The organism is Microvirgula sp. AG722 (assembly GCF_003269145.1).
In the GTDB taxonomy this organism is placed as follows: domain Bacteria; phylum Pseudomonadota; class Gammaproteobacteria; order Burkholderiales; family Aquaspirillaceae; genus Microvirgula; species Microvirgula aerodenitrificans.
Genome location: NZ_QLTJ01000005.1, coordinates 141,864 through 159,633, shown reverse-complemented (window position 1 = coordinate 159,633; position 17,770 = coordinate 141,864). Strand labels below are relative to the sequence as shown.

Sequence of the window (17,770 nt, the reverse complement as noted above, 5' to 3'; positions counted from 1 at the left end):
AATTTTTATATTGCTTTTGATGCGGACAAAAAGATAAGCTTCATTCCACATACCAGTTCATCCCCTTCAAGGAGCCCGCGTCATGAGTGAAGTGCTTATCGATGTCCGTCAGATCCCGCCGCGCGACCGTCACCCGCTGATCTTCGGCACGTTCGACAGCCTGCAAACCGGCCAGTCGCTGCTGCTGTGCAATGACCACGACCCGAAGCCGCTGCACTACCAGTTCATGGCCGAGTACGCCGGGCAGTTTGACTGGCAATATCTGGAACAGGGCCCGGACGAATGGCGCGTGCGCATCAGCCGCGTCCAGGCGGCCTGATCACGCCATGCCCATGACCACACTGTACGACCAGGCGCCGCGCATCACCGTGCGCGACCCGCTCGCCGACTTTCTCGGCGCAACCGACGACGGCCTGCTGACCTATCGCTATCTGGACGCGGTCCGGCTGGCCGGCCACTCGTGCCCGACCGTGGCGTCGGCTTTCCTGATGACCCGGGCAGCGCTGGCCGCACTGTACCCGGACAGCGTGCCGGAGCGCGGCGCGCTGCATGCCGCGCTGTCGGCCGCGCAGACCGACGGGGTGTGCGGCGTGATCGCCAGTGTGGTCACGCTGCTGACCGGTGCCACCGGCGACGGCGGGTTCAAGGGCATCGGCGGACGTTTCGACCGGCGCCAGTCGCTGCACTTCGGCACCGGGGCGGCGGACACCCTGCAACTGCGTCGCACCGATACCGGTGCCGCGGTCGGCGTCAGCGCCCGGCTCGACCGGGTGCCGGCCGCGCCGGACGGCGGTACGCTGATGCAGCGCGCCCTGTCAGACACGGCCTCGCCGGCCGAACTGGCCGCCTTCCGCCGCAGCTGGCAGGACCGGGTCCGCCGCCTGCTGCTGGAACACGCCGACGATCCGGCGGTCTTTGTCGTGCGCCCGCTGGACCCGCCGGCATGAAGCGCCACCCGCTGCTGCAGTCGCTGTCGCGCGAGCACCAGCCGGCGCTGTCGCTGGCCGTGCGCCTGAAACGCGCCGATGCCGGCCAGGCCGTCAGCGTGTTCGCGCAACTCGACCAGCCGGCACTGCTGACCCATTTCGAGGAAGAAGAGCGCGACTGGCTGCCACTGCTGCTGGCCGACGACGAACGGCCACTGCGCGAGCGGACACTGACCGAACACCGCCAGCTGCGCGCGCAACTGACGGCGATCAGTGAAGGCGACAGCACGCGGATCGCCGACTTCGCCGTGGCGCTGGAAGCCCACGTCCGCTTCGAGGAACGCGAGCTGTTTCCGCTTATCGAGCGTCACCTGCCCGGATAAGCCCCTGCCCGTCGGCGCCGATGCGGTCGCTGACGAAATCCAGAAAGCAGGCGATCCGTGCCGCCAGCTGGGTATTGCGGTAATAGACGGCGTGGATCGGCTGACGCACGTCCAGGGTGATCTCTGCCAGTACCGGCAGCAGCGTCCCTGCCTGGCGGTCGGCACCGGTCATGAAATCCGACAGGCAGGCGATACCCTCGCCGGCCAGCGCCAGCTGGCGCAGGGTTTCCCCGCTGGACGCAGCCAGTGTCGGCCGGATATGCAGCAAGCCGCCATCCGCGTCGCGCACCGGCCAGTCATTCAGCGAGTCCGGCCGGGTAAAGCCCAGCAGCGCATGACGGTCAAGGTCGGCGACCGTGGCCGGCCGGCCCTGCACGGCAAGATACGCCGGGCTGGCCAGCAGCCGCAGCCGGCTGCTGCCGAGCGCGCGTGCATGCAGGGTCGAGTCGCGCAGCGGCCCGATGCGGATGGCCACGTCAGTGCGCTGTTCAAGCAGGTCGATGACCTGCTCGCTGCTGTGCAGTTCCAGCGCAATCTGCGGATACAGGCGACGAAAGTCGCCAACCAGCGGCACCAGCACATGCAGCATGAATGGCGACGCCGCGTCGACCCGCAGGCGACCGGCCGGCGTCTGCCGCCGCCGGGCCATCTGCTCTTCGGCATGGTCGACCGAAGCCAGAATCTGGCGGGCATGAACCAGAAAAGCCTCGCCCTCCTCCGTCAGCGCCAGCCGGCGCGTGGTCCGCTGCAGCAGCGTCGTGTCCAGCCGGCTTTCCAGCCGTCCCAGCGACCGGCTGACGCCGGACACGGTCAGCCCGAGCTGGGCCGCCGCCGCGGTAATCGAGCCGTGGTCGACCACAGCGACAAAGGCCTGCACTTCTTCCAGGGTCAGGTTCATTGTTGATTTTCAGTCAATTATCTTGCGAGGATAACGGGCTTAATCTGCAAATGTAAATCAGGGACACTGCGCGGCATCCCAACCCGGAATCCCGCCATGCCCATCGCCCTGCTGGCGCTGACCCTCAGCGCCTTCGCCATCGGAACGACCGAATTCGTTATCGTCGGACTGATTCCGACCATTGCCACCGACCTCGGCGTCGACCTGCCGTCCGCCGGCCTGCTGGTCAGCCTGTACGCACTGGGGGTCGCCGTCGGCGCCCCCGTGCTGACCGCACTCAGCGGCAAATGGCCGCGCAAGACCCTGCTGCTGTCACTGATGGCGCTGTTCACCGTCGGCAACCTGCTGGCCTGGCAGGCGCCCGGCTACGAATCGCTGATCGTGGCCCGCGTGCTGACCGGTCTGGCCCACGGCGTGTTCTTCTCCATCGGCTCGACGCTCGCCACCGGGCTGGTGCCGAAGGAAAAGGCCGCCGGTGCCATCGCCATCCTGTTTACCGGCCTGACCGTGGCCCTGGTGACCGGCGTGCCGCTCGGCACGTTCATCGGTCAGCACTTCGGCTGGCGCAACACCTTCCTGCTGGTGTCCGCGCTCGGCGCCATCGCCTTCTTCGGCAGCCTGGCCTTCGTGCCGTCCGGCCTGCGTCACACCCGCCCGGCCTCGCTGGCCGAACAGCTCCGGGTACTGGCCAGGCCCCGTCTGCTGCTGGTCTATGCCATGACGGCCGTCGGTTACGGTGGCACGTTCACGGCCTTCACCTTCCTGGCGCCGATTCTGCGCGAGGTGTCCGGCTTCAGCGCCGATGCCGTCAGTCTGGTGCTGCTGGTCTATGGTGTGTCGGTGGCCTTCGGCAATCTGTACGGCGGCCGGCTGGCCGACCGCATCGGCCCGGTGCCGGCCCTGAAGCGCATTTTCCTGGTCCTGGCACTGGTGCTGTTTGCGCTGACCTTTACCGCCGGCAGCAAGGTGCTGGTGCTGCTGACCGTACTGGCCTGGGGGGCGGTCGCCTTCGGCAATGTGCCTGGCCTGCAGCTGTACGTGGTACGCCAGGCCGAACGCGAAGCCCCGCGTGCGCTGGATGTCGCCTCCGGGCTGAATATCGCCGCCTTCAATCTCGGCATCGCCGGCGGCGCCTGGGGCGGCGGGCTGGTGGTCGCGCATCTCGGCATCATGCAGACGCCGTGGATCGGGGCGCTGGTGGTGCTCGGCGCGCTCGGGCTGACCGCACTCAGCGGCCATCTTGATCGCAGGACCATCGCCGCGGCAGATGGCGAGGCCGCGCTGGCCACCGCCTGCGCCGACTGACTTCTCCTTCAACACCCTAACGACAAGGCAGATCCATCATGAACATGCCCGCCATCGGCCTCGGCACTTTCCGCCTGCAGGGCCAGACCGTCATCGACTCGGTGCTCACCGGTCTCGAACTCGGCTATCGCCATATCGACACCGCACAGATCTACGGCAATGAGGCCGAAGTCGGCCAGGCCATTGCCGACAGCGGCATCGAGCGCGCCTCGCTGTTCGTCACCACCAAGATCTGGACCGAAAACCTGTCCGCCGCCGCGCTGGCACCGAGTCTGGAAGCCTCGCTGGCCAGGCTGCAGCTGGACCAGGTCGACCTGACGCTGATCCACTGGCCATCGCCCGGAGACGCGGTCCCGCTGGCCGAATCGCTGACCGCGCTGGCCGAAGCAAAGGCACGCGGGCTGACCCGGCATATCGGCGTTTCCAACTTCACCCTCGCCCAGTTGCAGCAGGCCATCGACCTCGTCGGTGCCGACCGGATCGCCAGCGTGCAGATCGAGATGCATCCGTTCCTGCAGAACCGGCGCGTGGCGCGCCTGGCCGGCGAGAACGGCATCCCGGTCACCGCCTACATGCCGCTGGCTTACGGCAAGGTCATGCACGACCCGGTGCTGCAGCGGCTGGCCGTGCAGCACGACACCAGCCCGGCGCAGGTCGCGCTGTCGTGGTTGCTGCAGCAGGGTTTTGCCGTGATTCCGTCCTCGACCCGGCGCGAACATCTGCAGGCCAATCTGCAGGCGGCACGGGTCCGCCTGTCGGCGGCGGACAGCGCCGCCATCGCCGCTCTGGAGCGGGGCGAACGACTGGTCAACCCCGATTTTGCGCCGCAATGGGACCCGGACGCCTGAATCTGCCGCGGTTTTGCCCGCTGCCCGCCACATGGTAAGGTTTCCCGCCCGGTGATCGCGGGACCGGCCGGTCCGTCGCGCGATCCCTGTACAAGGAGGCGAAACGGAAAGTGACGAGCATGAATTGGGAAGTGTGGATGAGCGAGCCATGGGCACAGTGCGTGGCCGGGCTGCTGGTATTGTCGCTGGTCGCGCTGGTGGCGCAGTTCCTGGTCGAACGGGTGCTGGTTCGTGCCGTGCATGTCATGACCCGGCGCAGTGTCTGGGAATGGGACGACATCCTGTTCGAACAGCGCGTGCTGCACCGGCTGGCGCAGGCCACCCCGTCGCTGGTGGTGCAGTTCGGCCTGCGTTTCGTGCCGGCGCTGCCGGCCGGGCTGGAAATGGTGCTGCTGAACGTGGCACTGGCAACCACCGGCCTGTTCTGCCTGCTGGCGGTCAGCGCGCTGCTTAACGGGGTGCAGGAGATCTATGCCCGTACCGAGCATGCGCGCACGCGCTCGATCAAGGGCTTCGTGCAACTGGCCAAGATCGCCGTATTCACACTGGGCGGGATCTTTATCGTGTCGACGCTGATCGACCGCTCGCCACTGATCCTGCTGTCCGGCCTCGGTGCGATGTCGGCAGTGCTGCTGCTGGTGTTCAAGGACACCATCCTGTCACTGGTTGCCAGCGTGCAGTTGAGCACCAACGACATGCTCAGCGTCGGTGACTGGATCGAGATGCCCCAGGTCGGTGCCGACGGCAGCGTGGTCGATATCGCGCTGCATACGGTCAAGGTGCAGAACTGGGACATGACCATCACCACCATCCCGACCTGGCGGCTGATCTCGGAGAGCTTCCGCAACTGGCGCGGCATGCAGCAGTCGGGCGGGCGCCGCATCAAGCGCACGCTGCGGCTTGATGCCGGCGGCGTGCGCTTCCTCGACGAGACAGATCTGGCGCGGCTGCGCGACATCCGCCTGCTGGCGCCATATCTGGACGGCAAGAGCGAGGAGCTGGCCCGCAGCAACAGCGCGCTGGGCCATGCGGTCCCGCCGGCCAATCTGCGCCGGCTGACCAATATCGGCACCTTCCGCGCCTATGCCCAGGCCTATCTCGACGCCCATCCCGACATCCACCACGACATGACCTGCATGGTGCGGCTGCAGGAGCCGCAGCCGGAAGGCATCCCGATCGAGGTGTACTGCTTTACCGCAACCACGGTCTGGGCGCAGTACGAGCGCATCCAGGGCGATGTGTTCGATCACCTGCTCGCCATCCTGCCGGAGTTCGGTCTGTCGGTGTACCAGAGCCCGAGCGGCAATGACCTGCGGGCGGCCTTGCGCCCTTCTTCTCATGCCGGAACGGCATCGTCCCGGCCCGCGTAGCGGCAGCCGCCGCAGCCGGTCGCGTGCCCGCATTGCGCCACACCGGCAATTTGCCGATAATTAAGCGGCAAATTGCCGATTGGCCATTCCGGCCAGCGGTGGCGCCAATGCACCAGGAGGGCACGACATGACCCAGGCCATCTTTGCACCGACCCCGGACCGGACCGCCTGCGGCGGCCACTTCGAGCGACTGTCGGTCCTGCTGGGCCAGCCGGTGGATACCGATCTGGCGCTGGCCGGCATGGTCAGCGCCGGGGTGTCGCCGGGCGTGATCGACAATCTGGTCCGCTCCGGACTGACCCGCAAGGAGCTGGATTTCGTCATCAACCCGCGTACGCTGACCCACCGGCTGGCCCGGCACGAGTCGCTGACGCGCGAGGAATCCGAGCGCGCGGTGCGGGTGGCCAGCCTGCTGGCGCTGGCCGAGCAGGTATTCGGCGACCGCCATCTGGCCACCGACTGGATGCGCAAGCCGCTGCAACGTTTCGACGAGCAGTCACCGCTGGAGATCTCCCGCACCGAGCAGGGTGCGCGGCTGGCCGAAACCGCGCTGATCCAGATCGACGAAGGCTACTTCGCATGAGGCTGTGGCGGATCAGCCGCCATGCCGACCTGCGCGGTCAGGGCGGGCTGCGCGCCGGGGGGCGCTGGCACTCGCCCGGCCGGCCGGTCGTCTACCTGGCCGACCATTCCGCGTCGGCCATGCTGGAGATGCTGGTGCATCTGGAACTGGACGTCTTCCCGCGCCACTACCCGTTGCTGCAGATCGACATCCCGGAACCGGCATCCCTGTTGCATGCCGACATCAGTGCCCTGCCCGACGACTGGCGCGAACAGCCGCAGCTGCCCCGCCGGATCGGCGACGCCTGGCTGGAGCAGGCGCCGTCCGCGCTGCTGCAGGTACCGAGCGCACTGACGGTGGACGGCAGCAACTATCTGCTGAACCCGGCCCACCCGGCCGCCAGCGCCTGCCGGATCGTGTCGGTGCAGACCCCGCCACTGGACCCGCGCCTGTCGCCACGCCGCTGACAACTGTTCCTGCCACCCTGCCCGCCCATGCGGCGCTGCGGTAAACTGCGCCCACCATGCCGATATCCGTACACCCGTCCCGCAGCGAATTCCTGTCCGCCCATGGCCTGCGCCATCACATCCGCCGCTGGGGCACACCCGGCGCGCCGCGACTGTTCCTGCAGCATGGCTGGATGGACCATTCGGCCACCTTCCAGTTCATGGTCGACGCGCTGGCGCACGACTGGGACATCATTGCACCGGACTGGCGCGGTTTTGGCGCCTCCCAGCACAATACCGGCAGCTATTTCGCCGCTGATTACCTGGCCGACCTCGACGCGATCCTCGAACACTACTCCCCGCAGGCTCCAGTGCGACTGGTCGGCCACAGCATGGGCGGCATGGTGGCCAGCCTGTATGCCGGCATCCGGCCCGAACGCGTGGCGGCGCTGGTCTCGATCGAAGGCTTCGGCCTGCCGGCGACCTCACCCGACGAAGCGCCGGCCCGCTATGCGCGCTGGCTGGCGCAAAAACGCTCGGGCATGCGCTTCGGCCCGATCGGCGACCTGCAGGCGCTGGTGGCCAAGATGCTGAAACGCCAGCCCTTCCTGCGTCCGGACCGCGCCGCCTGGCTGGCCGGGCACTGGACCGAAACCGGCGACAATGGCGAGCTGCGCTATCGCGCCGACCCGAAGCACAAGATGGTCAACCCGGTGCTGTACCGGCTGGAAGAAGCCAGGGCCTGCTGGCGCCATATCACCTGCCCGGTGCTGTGGCTGGCCGGCGACTCGCCGGAGCCGAACAGCCTGACCTTCAATATTCTGGAACTGATGCGCGAGCGCCGCGACGGCTTCGCCGACCTGCGCGAAGCCAGCATCGCCAACGCCGGTCACATGGTCCAGCAGGACCAGCCCGAGGCGGTTGCGGCAGCGGTGGAGGCGTTTCTGCTGGAAACCACGGCATACGGCAAGGCAGGCTGAAGCATCGGCGCAAGTCCCGGGCACGCCTGCCGGTTTTCGCGCGTATGCCACAACCGCAGAACGTAGGGGATGGGTGCCTGGATTTCATGCCGCATTTCGCAGTGCCCGACGAAAATCCTGCGGACTTCACGCGGTTCGAATTCCTCAAGCCTTTCACCCACGCGCGGGTTGGTCAGCAAGCTGACTGGCACAAGGCCGGCCCTTACAGGAACCGGTCCAGCAGCTTGCGGCTGGTCTTGTCCAGCGCGTTCATGTCGCGGACCAGATAGTGGATGCCGTTGTTGTCGGTAATCAGCAGATTCGGCGGCGCCAGGCGGCGGATGTCTTCCTCGCCCTTCAGCACGAAAGCGGTTTCGCCGCGGTCGGTATCGACATACCACACGCACGGGCAGGCAAAACCGGACACCGCGCTCAGACGCCGGATCTCCGGCATGAACTCGCGCCCGGCCAGCTCTTCCTCGATCAGCGCGCGCGGGGCGGCCGGCAGCGCGGATGGCCGCGAGATCCAGACCAGTTCCTTGCCGTCATGGCTGAGCAGTGACAGGCCGTCGTCGGGCGCGGCAATCGGGAACGCGCGCACCGGGACGACATTCTCGTGCACCGTGCCGTCGGCAGTGGTCAGCACCAGGCGGCCGAAGGCGTTGCGGTCGAGGCTGAAATCGGTTTCGGTCATCGGTGTCTTTCTCAATCGTCCACGGTTTCCGACAGCGCGCCTTCCGACACGCCCTCGGCTTCCACCTGGCGCTGCTGCGCCTGGTACAGGCGGTAGTACGCCCCTTCGCGGGCGATCAGTTCCTCATGCCCGCCCACTTCGACGATCTCGCCCTTGTCCATCACCACCAGCCGGCTGGCACGACGCAGCGTGGACAGGCGGTGGGCAATGGCAATGGTGGTGCGGCCGCGCACCAGGTTGTCGAGCGCCTTCTGGATTTCCTTCTCGGTTTCGGTATCGACCGATGCCGTCGCCTCGTCGAGAATCAGGATGCTCGGGTTGATCAGCAGCGCACGGGCAATCGAGATGCGCTGACGCTCGCCGCCGGACAGGGCCTGGCCGCGTTCACCGACCAGCGAATCGTAGCCGTGCGGCAGGCGCAGGATGAATTCGTGGGCATGGGCGGCACGGGCGGCGGCGACGATTTCCTCGCGGGTCGCATCCGGCTTGCCGTAGGCGATGTTGTCGGCAATGGTGCCGAAGAACAGGAACGGCTCCTGCAGCACCAGACCGATATTGCGGCGGAAATCGGCCACGCGCAGCGAGCGGATATCCTCGCCATCGACCAGGATGGCACCATCGGCCACGTCGTAGAAACGGCAGATCAGGTTGACCAGCGTACTCTTGCCCGAACCGCTGTGGCCGACCAGACCAATCATCTCGCCCGGCTGGATGGTCAGGTTCAGGTTGCGGATCACCGAGCGGCTGCCGTAGCGGAAGCCGACGTCGCGCAGCTCGATCTTGCCGCTGACATTGCCGACCGACACCGGGTGGCTCGCCTCCGGCACGCTGGATACATGGTCGAGGATGTCGAAGATGCGCTTGGCGCCGGCGGCAGCCTTCTGCGTCACCGACACGATGCGGCTCATCGAATCCAGCCGGGTGTAGAAGCGGCTGATATAGGTCAGGAACGCGGTCAGCACACCGACGGTAATCTGGTCATGCGACACCAGCCAGATGCCGAATGCCCACACCACCAGCAGGCCGATTTCGGTCAGCAGGGTCACGGTCGGCGAGAACAGCGACCAGACCTTGTTGACCCGGTCGTTGACGGTCAGATAGTGGCGGTTGGCTTCGCGGAAGCGCCCGGTTTCCCGTTTCTCCTGGGCAAAGGCCTTGACCACGCGGATGCCGGGAATGGTATCGGCCAGCACATTGGTCACTTCGGACCAGATGCGGTCGATCTTCTCGAAGCCGTGGCGCAGGCGGTCGCGGACCAGATGGATCATCCAGGCGATGAATGGCAGCGGCAGCAGCGTGACCAGTGCCAGCCACGGATTGATCGAGAACAGGATCGCCGCCGTCATGATGATCATCAGCACGTCGGTGGCGAAATCCATCAGGTGCAGCGACAGGAAGATGCAGATGCGGTCACTTTCCGAGCCGATGCGCGCCATCAGGTCGCCGGTGCGCTTGCCACCAAAATACTGCAGTGACAATTTCAGCAGGTGTTCGTAGGTCGAGGTGCGCAGGTCCGCGCCAATGCGTTCACTGACCAGCGCCAGGATATAGGTTCGCCCCCAGCCCAGTACCCAGGCGAACAGCGCCGAACCGAACAGGCCGAGCAGGTACAGCTTGACCAGCCCGGTGTCGATCGGCGTGCCGTTCTGGTACGGGATCAGCACCTTGTCCATCAGCGGCATGGTCAGGTATGGCGCGACCAGGGTCGCCGCCGTCGACAGCAGCGTCAGCACGAAGGCGGTCAGCAGCCGGCCGCGGTACGGACGGGCAAAGCGCCACAGCCGGAACAGCGTCCAGGTGGTCGGTGGCGTGCCGGTCTCGCCGCTGCAGTGCGGGCAGTCGGCATCCGCCGACGCCAGTGTCGCATTGCAGTTCGGGCAGACGGCGCTGACTGCGAGTTCGGCAGCCGGCAGGCCGGCCAGATAACGGTCGCGGTGCAGCGTGAACTGGTCGACCAGCCGCAGCGCGGCCGGGTTCAGTCCCAGCGTGAAGCGCCAGTCGGCCAGGCGGGACTCACCGTCGACCAGCTCGATCGCGCCGACGCCGGCATGGTCGCTCAGGCGCAGGGCCAGGCCCTCGCGATAGCCCCAGATCTTCCAGCTCTTGCTGTCCGGCGCTCGCGCCAGCAGGCGGCGATCGGTCACGATCACCATGCCCGGCTGGAAATGCAGTCGCCGGTCCAGATCGACTTCCAGCCACGCCAGCACGGTTTCCCCGACCGACAGGCTGGACTGCACTTCATGTTGCCATTCGTCGGGCAGCGTGCTGCGGGAGTGGACGTTTGCTACGGATAAATGATTTGTCATTAGCTGATTTCTGGCGAGAGGGGCAACGGGCCCGACCGTGGTGAAGCTGCCTGTCCTGGAGACGATGACTGCACGCAGAAGAACGGACCGTTCACGTGCAATTCATTTCAATTCATTACACACCATTACATTCAATCGACTTCACAATCACCGCAATGCACTTGCGCGAATTGAAATAGTTTGTAATGAATTGTGCGTCACCGGCCATTCAGATTCCGCAGACGGTTTCACAACAAGGATTTAGCGCATCCGGACCGCGATGAAACTTGAATCCGCCTAGAGTTTAATTGCTGGAGAAGCAAGTGTATAGTACCTCCCGTTCCTACTCGGAGCTTCCAATGCCTCGCTGCCAGACCCCGCCCACCGGTGCGCCCCGCCTTGTCACCGGTCGTCGGCGATACGGCCACAGGTTTAAATGAAAGATTCAAAGTCAGGACTTGCTTGTTTCCATCTCGAACTCATTTACCCCTCACTTGAATAGCATTCTGATCAACGATTAATAATCGGATACAAATTGATCCAATCAGAAACATTTCAGGTACGGAAACCTACGGCATTATTTGGAACATGAAAAAGAAAGACATTGAAATTCTCCGCGTCATCTCCCTGCGCGGACCGAACATGTGGACCTACCGCCCGGTACTCGAGGCCTGGGTCGATATCGGCGAACTGGAAGAATGCCCGTCCAACACCCTGCCCGGCTTCTACGAGCGCCTGTCGAGCTGGCTGCCGTCGCTGATCGAGCACCGCTGCAGCTACGGCGAACGCGGCGGTTTTCTGCGCCGGGTCGAAGAAGGCACCTGGCCGGGCCATATCCTCGAACATGTCACGCTTGAACTGCAGAACCTGGCCGGCATGCCCGGCGGTTTCGGCAAGGCACGCGAAACCCCGATCCGCGGCGTGTACAAGGTCGTGGTCCGCGCCTGGCACGAAGATGTCACCCGCGCCGCCCTGTACGCCGCGCGCGATCTGGTCATGGCCGCCATCGAAGACCGCCCGTTCGATGTCGCCGCCGTGGTCGACACGCTGCGCGACCTGGTCGACGACCATTGCCTCGGCCCGAGCACGGCCTGCATCGTCGACGCCGCCGACGACCGCGACATCCCGTATTTCCGCCTGAACACCGGCAATCTGGTCCAGCTCGGCTATGGCGCACGCCAGCGCCGGATCTGGACCGCCGAGACCGACCGCACCAGTGCCATCGCCGAAAGCATTTCGCGCGACAAGGACCTGACCAAGACCCTGCTTGAAGCCTGTGGCGTACCGGTCCCGGAAGGTCGCTATGTGCGCAGCCCGGAAGACGCGTGGGAAGCCGCCGAGGAAATCGGCGTGCCGGTGGTGGTCAAGCCGTATGACGGCAACCACGGCCGCGGCGTGTTCACCAACCTGAACACCCGCGAAGAAGTCGAAGCCGCGTACAAGGTCGCCATCGACGAAGGCAGCGGCGTGATCGTCGAACGCTTTGTCGAAGGTCTGGAGCACCGCCTGCTGGTAGTCGGCGGCAAGCTGGTCGCCGCCGCCCGCGGCGAAGAAGCCTGGGTAGTCGGCAACGGTCGCGAAACCGTGCGCGAACTGATCGACAGCCAGTTGAACAGCGACCCGCGCCGCGGCCGCACCGAAGACCATCCGCTGAACACCGTGCGCCTCGACACCGCCGCCCGTCTCGACCTCAAGCGTCAGGGCTTCGAACCGGATTCGGTCGTGCCCGCCGGGGTCGACGTGCTGATCCAGCGCAACGGCAACGTCGCCTTCGACGTGACCGACATCGTCCACCCGGAAGTCGCCGCCGCCGTGTCGCTGGCCGCGCGCACCGTGGGTCTGGACATCGCCGGCGTCGATCTGGTCACCCGTGACATCACCCGCCCGCTGGAAGAACAGCGCGGCGCCATCGTCGAAGTCAACGCCGGCCCGGGCCTGCTGATGCACCTGCGCCCGGCCGACGGCACCCCGCGCCCGGTCGGCCGCGCCATCGCCGCCCATCTGTTCCCGGAAGGCGAAGACGGCCGTATCCCGATCGTCGGCATCACCGGCAGCAACGGCAAGACCGTGGTCGCCCGCCTGGTCGCCCGTCTGCTGCGCCTCAGCGGCGCCCACGTCGGCCTGGCCTGCAGCGACGGCCTGTTCCTCGACCGTCGCCAGGTGGAAACCCGCGACAGCGCAAACTGGGACGCCGCCCGCCGCATTCTGATGAACCGTGCGGTCGATGCCGCCGTGTTCGAGAACGACAGCGGCGCGCTGCTGAACGACGGCCTCGCCTACGACCGCTGCCAGGTCGGCATCATCACCAATATCGACAACCCGGATCACCTTGGCGACAACCATATCGATACTGCGGATCGCATGTTCAACGTGCTGCGCACCCAGATCGACGTGGTACTGCCGACCGGCGCCGCCATCCTCAATGCCCGCGACACGGACGTGGCCGAGATGGCTGCGCTGTGCGACGGCGAAGTGATCTACTTCGCCCTCGACGCCGACCTGCCGGTGGTGCAGGAACACCTGGCTGCCGGCAAGCGTGCCGTCGTGGTCCGCGACGAACAGGTCGTGCTGGCCACCGGCAGCGATGAAATCGTGCTGGCCCAGGTCGACGACTTCCCGCTGACCCGTGGCGGCCGCGTCGCCTTCCAGACCGAAAACGTGCTGGCCGCCATTGCCGCCGCGTGGTCGATGGGCCTGTCGACCGACCTGATTCGCGCCGGCATCGTCACCTTCGAGCCGGACCGTCACGATGCCACCGGCCGCTTCTCGGTATTCGAGAGCCAGGGTTCGACCGTGATCGTCGACGACGCCCACAATCCGGCCGCGCTGCAGGCGCTGGTCGATGTGCTCGGCCGCTTCCCGTGCAGCCATCGCACCGTCGTCTACGGCGGCGGCGTCGACCGCCGCGACGAAGATCTGGTCCGCCAGGGCGAAATCCTTGGCGCCGCCTTCGACCGAATCGTGCTGACCGACGACGCCACCGTATCGTCGCAGCGCCCGGCAGGCGCCGCCCGCGCCCTGCTGCGCCAGGGGCTGGCACAGGCGATCCGCGCCAGCGACATCCGCGAGGAAAGCGATGCGACGCGCGCCGTCGACGATGCCCTGGCCGCCCTGTCGGCCGGCGAATGCCTGATCATCCAGTGCGGCGAGGGGAATCCCCGGCCCGTACTCAACGCTGTCCGCCAGTGGGCTGGCCAGCAAACCCCGAACAACCGCTAAGCCCTACCGGACAGGACGCATCTCAAAATGGAAGTCTCCCGTATCCGCGCTCTGCGCGGCCCGAACCTGTGGAGCCGGTACACGGCGATCGAAGCCATCGTCGCCTGCACCGACACCGAACGCACGCTGGCCGGGATGGCCGGGTTCGAAGACCGGTTGCGCGGGCTGTTCCCGGAACTCGGCGCCCTGAAGACCCTGCGCCACGATGAAACCGTGTCGATGGCCCATGCACTGGAAGCCGTCGCCCTGGCGCTGCAGGCACGCGCCGGCTGTCCGGTCAGCTTCAGCCGCACCACGGCAACGCTGGAAGCCGGCATCTACCAGGTCGTGGTCGAATACACCGAGGAAGAAGTCGGCCGGCTGGCCTTCGAGCAGGCCGAAGCGCTGCTGAAGGCCGCCGACGCCGGCCAGCCGTTCGACGTGCAGGCCGCCCTGGCTGCCCTGCGCGATCTGGACGAGGATGTCCGGCTCGGACCGAGCACCGGCAATATCGTCGACGCCGCCGTTGCCCACGGCATTCCGTTCCGCCGCCTGACCAGGGGCAGCCTGGTCCAGTTCGGCTGGGGCAGCAAGCAACGCCGCATCCAGGCCGCCGAAGTCGACAGCACCAGCGCCATCGCCGAGGCGATCGCCCAGGACAAGGAACTGACCAAGGTGCTGCTGCACGCCGCCGGCGTGCCGGTGCCGAACGGCCGCACCGTGACCGATGTCGACGACTGCTGGGCCGCCGTGCAGGAAATCGGCGGCGCGGTGGTGATCAAGCCGCAGGACGGCAATCAGGGCAAGGGCGTTGCGGTCAATATCTCGACCCACGACCAGGTGCTGGCCGCCTACGCGGCAGCGTCGGAAATCAGCAGCCATGTGCTGGTTGAACGCTTTATTCCCGGCCATGACTACCGCCTGCTGGTGGTTGGCGACCAGCTGGTTGCCGCCGCGCGGCGCGAACCGCCGCAAGTGGTCGGTGATGGCGCCCTGACGGTGCGCGAGCTGATCGACGTGGTCAACCTCGACCCGCGTCGCGGCAGTGGCCACTCGACCTCACTGACCCGCATCCGCCTCGACGACATCGCCCTGGCCACCCTGCAGACCCAGGGCCTGGACGCCGACAGCGTGCCGGCCCGCGGCCAGCGCGTCGTGTTGCGCAACAATGCCAACCTGTCCACCGGCGGCAGCGCCACCGATGTGACCGACGACGTCCACCCGGAACTGGCCGCACGCGCCATCGCGGCAGCGCGAACCATCGGCCTCGACATTGCCGGCGTCGACGTGGTCTGCGACAGCGTGCTGCGTCCGCTGGAAGAACAGGGCGGCGGCATTGTCGAAGTCAACGCCGCCCCCGGCCTGCGCATGCATATCCAGCCGTCGTTCGGCAAGGGCCGCGATGTCGGCGAAGCGGTGATCTCGTCGATGTTCGCCCCCGGCGACAACGGCCGCATCCCGGTCATCGCCGTCTCCGGCACCAATGGCAAGACCACCACCGTGCGCCTGTCCGCCCACCTGCTGGCGCAGACCGGCAAGCGTGTCGCCATGACCAATACCGACGGCGTCTACATCAACGGCCGTCGCACCGATACCGGCGACTGCAGCGGTCCGCGCAGCGCGCGCAACGTGCTGTTCCACCCGGACGTCGACGCTGCCGTGTTCGAGACCGCGCGTGGCGGCCTGCTGCGCGAAGGCCTCGGCTTCGATGTCTGTGACGTCGCCATCGTCACCAACGTCGGCATGGGCGATCACCTCGGCCTGAACTACATCTCCACGCTGGAAGACCTGGCGGTGCTGAAGAGCATCATCGTGCGCAATGTGTCGACCACCGGCATGGCCGTCCTGAACGCTGCCGACCCGCTGGTGGCGCACATGGCCGACGCCTGCCCGGGCCAGGTCACCTACTTCGCCATCGACCCGACCCTGCCGGTCATGGTGTCGCACCGCGCCCAGGGCAAGCGGGTGATCTACGTCGACGGCGGTGACATCGTCGCCGCACAGGGCAGCAGCGAAGTCCGCCTGGCCCTGGCCGACATCCCGCTGACCGCCGGCGGCCGGATCGGCTTCCAGGTCGAAAACACCCTGGCCTGCGTCGCTGGCGCCTGGGCACTCGGCACCGACTGGGACACCATCCGTGCCGGCCTGCGCTCCTTCGTCAGCGATGCCGACACCGCGCCGGGCCGCTTCAACCTGTTCGAGTACAACGGCGCCACCCTGATCGCCGACTACGGTCACAACCCGGACGCGATCCTGGCCCTGACCCGCGCGATCGAAACCATGCCGGCCAAGCGCCGCTCGGTGGTGATCAGCGGCGCCGGCGACCGCCGCGACCAGGACATCCGTCAGCAGACCAAGATCCTCGGCGACGCGTTCGACGAAGTCATCCTGTATCAGGACGCCTGCCAGCGCGGCCGCGCTGACGGCGAAGTGCTCGCCCTGCTGCAGCAGGGGCTGGCCGGCGCCAGGCGCACCACCGCGATCGAGGAAATCCATGGCGAATTCCTCGCCATCGACACCGCCCTGTCGCATCTGCGCCCCGGCGACCTGTGCCTGATCCTGATCGACCAGGTCGAGGAAGCGCTGGCCCATATCGCCAACCGCATCCGCGAGGCGAACGACGGCATCGCCGCCTGACACGACTGCCAGGCCGGAACGCCGCTTTCCCGTTACGGGAAAGCGGCGTTTTCATTTCTCCGTGTAAACCGGGCTGCATACCGGCAGAAAAACGGGATGGACAATCAGAGTTTTCCAATGAAAAACAGGGGATTGTCTGAATGACAGCCCGAATCCCGTCGGCGTAGCGTGAAGTCTTCCGGTCATACCACGACCGCACAGGGAGAATCCGCATGCAGACCGCACCCAGCCCCCTCCAGATCGACCTTGCCAACCACCCCGTCGCCAGCCTCACCCCGCTGATCGGGCAACTGCAGTCCGCCGGCTGGCGCCAGCACAATCCGGAACAGGCCCTGTCCCACCTGTCGCTGCTGCAGGTCGCCGCGGCGCTGCACCCGCAGCATCCCGGCGTACAGCGCATGCTGGCCAATGCCCATGCCGGCCTCGTCGACGGCAACGCCGCCACGTTCTTCAGTCCGGACAGCGGCGCGACTGGCGGCCCCGGCAGCATCGACATCCTGCTCGGCGGAGCGGCCGCGGACATCGGCTGGGGCAGCAGCGCGGACGATGGCATCGCCGGCGGCGCCGGTGACGACATGCTGATCGGCAACGGCGGCAGCGATTTCCTGCTCGGTGGCGCTGGCGATGACCTGCTGATTGCGGACCATTACTGGTTCCGCCTCGAGCCCGGCGCCAACCCCGACAGCGCCAACCACCTTGAGGGCGGACGCGGCAACGACCAGCTTTATGGCGGCACCGGCGCCGACAACTACTACTTTTCCCCTGGTGACGGCATCGATACCGTCCGGGAAAACGGGTATTACGATTACCCCGGGTACGATACCGCCACCGATCGCATCGTGCTGGGTGCCGGCATCGCGCCGGCCGACGTTTCCGTCAGCCGCGAGCTTGCCAGTCTGGTTCTGGACTACGGTCCCGGCGGCGACCGGATCACCATTGCCGGCTGGTACGACTCGCCACACCAGCGCATCGAGCAGCTGGTATTCAACGATGGCACGGTCTGGAACGGAGACCAGCTGGAAGCGGCCGGGCAGCGCCGGATCGACCACCAGGTCGACCAGCTGGTCACGGCCATGGCGGCCTTCTCCCCGCCCGCCGCTGGCCAGACCACGCTGCCGGCAGCGTACCGCGACACGCTGGCACCGGTGATGGCGGCCAGCTGGTCATAGGCAGACGGACGTCAGAACGCCGCTTTCCCTCGCGGAAAAGCGGCGTTCCGGATGGCCAGGCGGCGCGCCCTCACGGACGCCCCGCCCCGC

Annotated in this window: 15 protein-coding genes; 12 read left to right on the top strand and 3 right to left on the bottom strand. The window is 66.7% G+C overall.

Going from position 1 to position 17,770, the window contains the following annotated elements:
* Positions 1 to 82 precede the first annotated feature (82 nt).
* Genes DFO50_RS09640 through DFO50_RS09630 form a run of 3 tightly spaced genes read left to right on the top strand, consistent with a single transcriptional unit; the run spans position 83 to position 1,309 of the window.
* On the top strand, positions 83 to 319 hold the full coding sequence (locus tag DFO50_RS09640) for a DUF2249 domain-containing protein (protein WP_028498767.1): 237 nt from the start codon (positions 83 to 85) through the stop codon (positions 317 to 319).
* Positions 320 to 326: 7 nt separating this feature from the next.
* Positions 327 to 947 carry a hypothetical protein gene (locus DFO50_RS09635; protein ID WP_112692412.1) on the top strand — a complete coding sequence of 207 codons (621 nt, stop codon included), beginning with the start codon at positions 327 to 329 and terminating at the stop codon, positions 945 to 947.
* Positions 944 to 1,309: a hemerythrin domain-containing protein gene (locus tag DFO50_RS09630; protein ID WP_112692411.1), complete on the top strand. Its 366-nt coding sequence runs from the start codon at positions 944 to 946 to the stop codon at positions 1,307 to 1,309. The genes DFO50_RS09635 and DFO50_RS09630 overlap by 4 nt, the downstream gene beginning before the upstream one ends.
* Here the strand turns inward: DFO50_RS09630 and DFO50_RS09625 are convergent.
* On the bottom strand, positions 1,284 to 2,207 hold the full coding sequence (locus DFO50_RS09625; RefSeq protein WP_112692410.1) for a LysR family transcriptional regulator: 924 nt from the start codon (positions 2,205 to 2,207) through the stop codon (positions 1,284 to 1,286). The two genes, DFO50_RS09630 and DFO50_RS09625, sit on opposite strands and share 26 nt — an antisense overlap.
* 96 nt (positions 2,208 to 2,303) lie before the next feature.
* Between DFO50_RS09625 and DFO50_RS09620 the strand changes: the two genes are divergently transcribed.
* The 6 genes from DFO50_RS09620 to DFO50_RS09595 all read left to right on the top strand — a co-directional run bounded on the left by DFO50_RS09620 (position 2,304) and on the right by DFO50_RS09595 (position 7,718).
* Positions 2,304 to 3,512 (top strand): MFS transporter, encoded by a 1,209-nt coding sequence (locus DFO50_RS09620; protein WP_112692409.1) that lies wholly within the window; start codon positions 2,304 to 2,306, stop codon positions 3,510 to 3,512.
* 38 nt (positions 3,513 to 3,550) lie between these two features.
* Positions 3,551 to 4,360 (top strand): 2,5-didehydrogluconate reductase DkgB, encoded by an 810-nt coding sequence (dkgB, locus tag DFO50_RS09615; RefSeq protein WP_112692408.1) that lies wholly within the window; start codon positions 3,551 to 3,553, stop codon positions 4,358 to 4,360.
* A gap of 119 nt (positions 4,361 to 4,479) precedes the next feature.
* A complete protein-coding gene (locus DFO50_RS09610) occupies positions 4,480 to 5,730 on the top strand; it encodes a mechanosensitive ion channel family protein (RefSeq protein ID WP_112692407.1) in 1,251 nt (416 codons plus the stop codon).
* A 127-nt stretch (positions 5,731 to 5,857) separates the two neighbouring features.
* The gene (locus tag DFO50_RS09605; RefSeq protein WP_112692406.1) at positions 5,858 to 6,313 is read left to right on the top strand and encodes an antitoxin Xre/MbcA/ParS toxin-binding domain-containing protein; all 456 of its coding nucleotides are present in this window, start codon (positions 5,858 to 5,860) and stop codon (positions 6,311 to 6,313) included.
* A complete protein-coding gene (locus DFO50_RS09600) occupies positions 6,310 to 6,759 on the top strand; it encodes an RES family NAD+ phosphorylase (protein ID WP_112692405.1) in 450 nt (149 codons plus the stop codon). The genes DFO50_RS09605 and DFO50_RS09600 overlap by 4 nt, the downstream gene beginning before the upstream one ends.
* 56 nt (positions 6,760 to 6,815) lie before the next feature.
* The gene (locus DFO50_RS09595) at positions 6,816 to 7,718 is read left to right on the top strand and encodes an alpha/beta fold hydrolase (protein WP_112692404.1); all 903 of its coding nucleotides are present in this window, start codon (positions 6,816 to 6,818) and stop codon (positions 7,716 to 7,718) included.
* A 202-nt stretch (positions 7,719 to 7,920) separates the two neighbouring features.
* Here the strand turns inward: DFO50_RS09595 and DFO50_RS09585 are convergent, their stop codons facing one another.
* Positions 7,921 to 8,391 carry a DUF1854 domain-containing protein gene (locus tag DFO50_RS09585; protein WP_028498773.1) on the bottom strand — a complete coding sequence of 157 codons (471 nt, stop codon included), beginning with the start codon at positions 8,389 to 8,391 and terminating at the stop codon, positions 7,921 to 7,923.
* Between the two features lie 11 nt (positions 8,392 to 8,402).
* The gene (locus DFO50_RS09580) at positions 8,403 to 10,697 is read right to left on the bottom strand and encodes an ABC transporter ATP-binding protein (RefSeq protein ID WP_112692403.1); all 2,295 of its coding nucleotides are present in this window, start codon (positions 10,695 to 10,697) and stop codon (positions 8,403 to 8,405) included.
* 567 nt (positions 10,698 to 11,264) lie between these two features.
* On the opposite strand from DFO50_RS09580, the gene cphA (DFO50_RS09575) reads away from it, so the two are divergent.
* The 3 genes from cphA (DFO50_RS09575) to DFO50_RS09565 all read left to right on the top strand — a co-directional run bounded on the left by cphA (DFO50_RS09575) (position 11,265) and on the right by DFO50_RS09565 (position 17,680).
* The gene (gene cphA / locus DFO50_RS09575) at positions 11,265 to 13,895 is read left to right on the top strand and encodes a cyanophycin synthetase (protein ID WP_112692402.1); all 2,631 of its coding nucleotides are present in this window, start codon (positions 11,265 to 11,267) and stop codon (positions 13,893 to 13,895) included.
* Positions 13,896 to 13,922: 27 nt separating this feature from the next.
* Positions 13,923 to 16,511, top strand: coding sequence for a cyanophycin synthetase (gene cphA, locus DFO50_RS09570; RefSeq protein ID WP_112692401.1), 2,589 nt, complete (start codon positions 13,923 to 13,925; stop codon positions 16,509 to 16,511).
* A 212-nt stretch (positions 16,512 to 16,723) separates the two neighbouring features.
* On the top strand, positions 16,724 to 17,680 hold the full coding sequence (locus tag DFO50_RS09565) for a calcium-binding protein (protein ID WP_112692400.1): 957 nt from the start codon (positions 16,724 to 16,726) through the stop codon (positions 17,678 to 17,680).
* Positions 17,681 to 17,770: the final 90 nt, after the last annotated feature.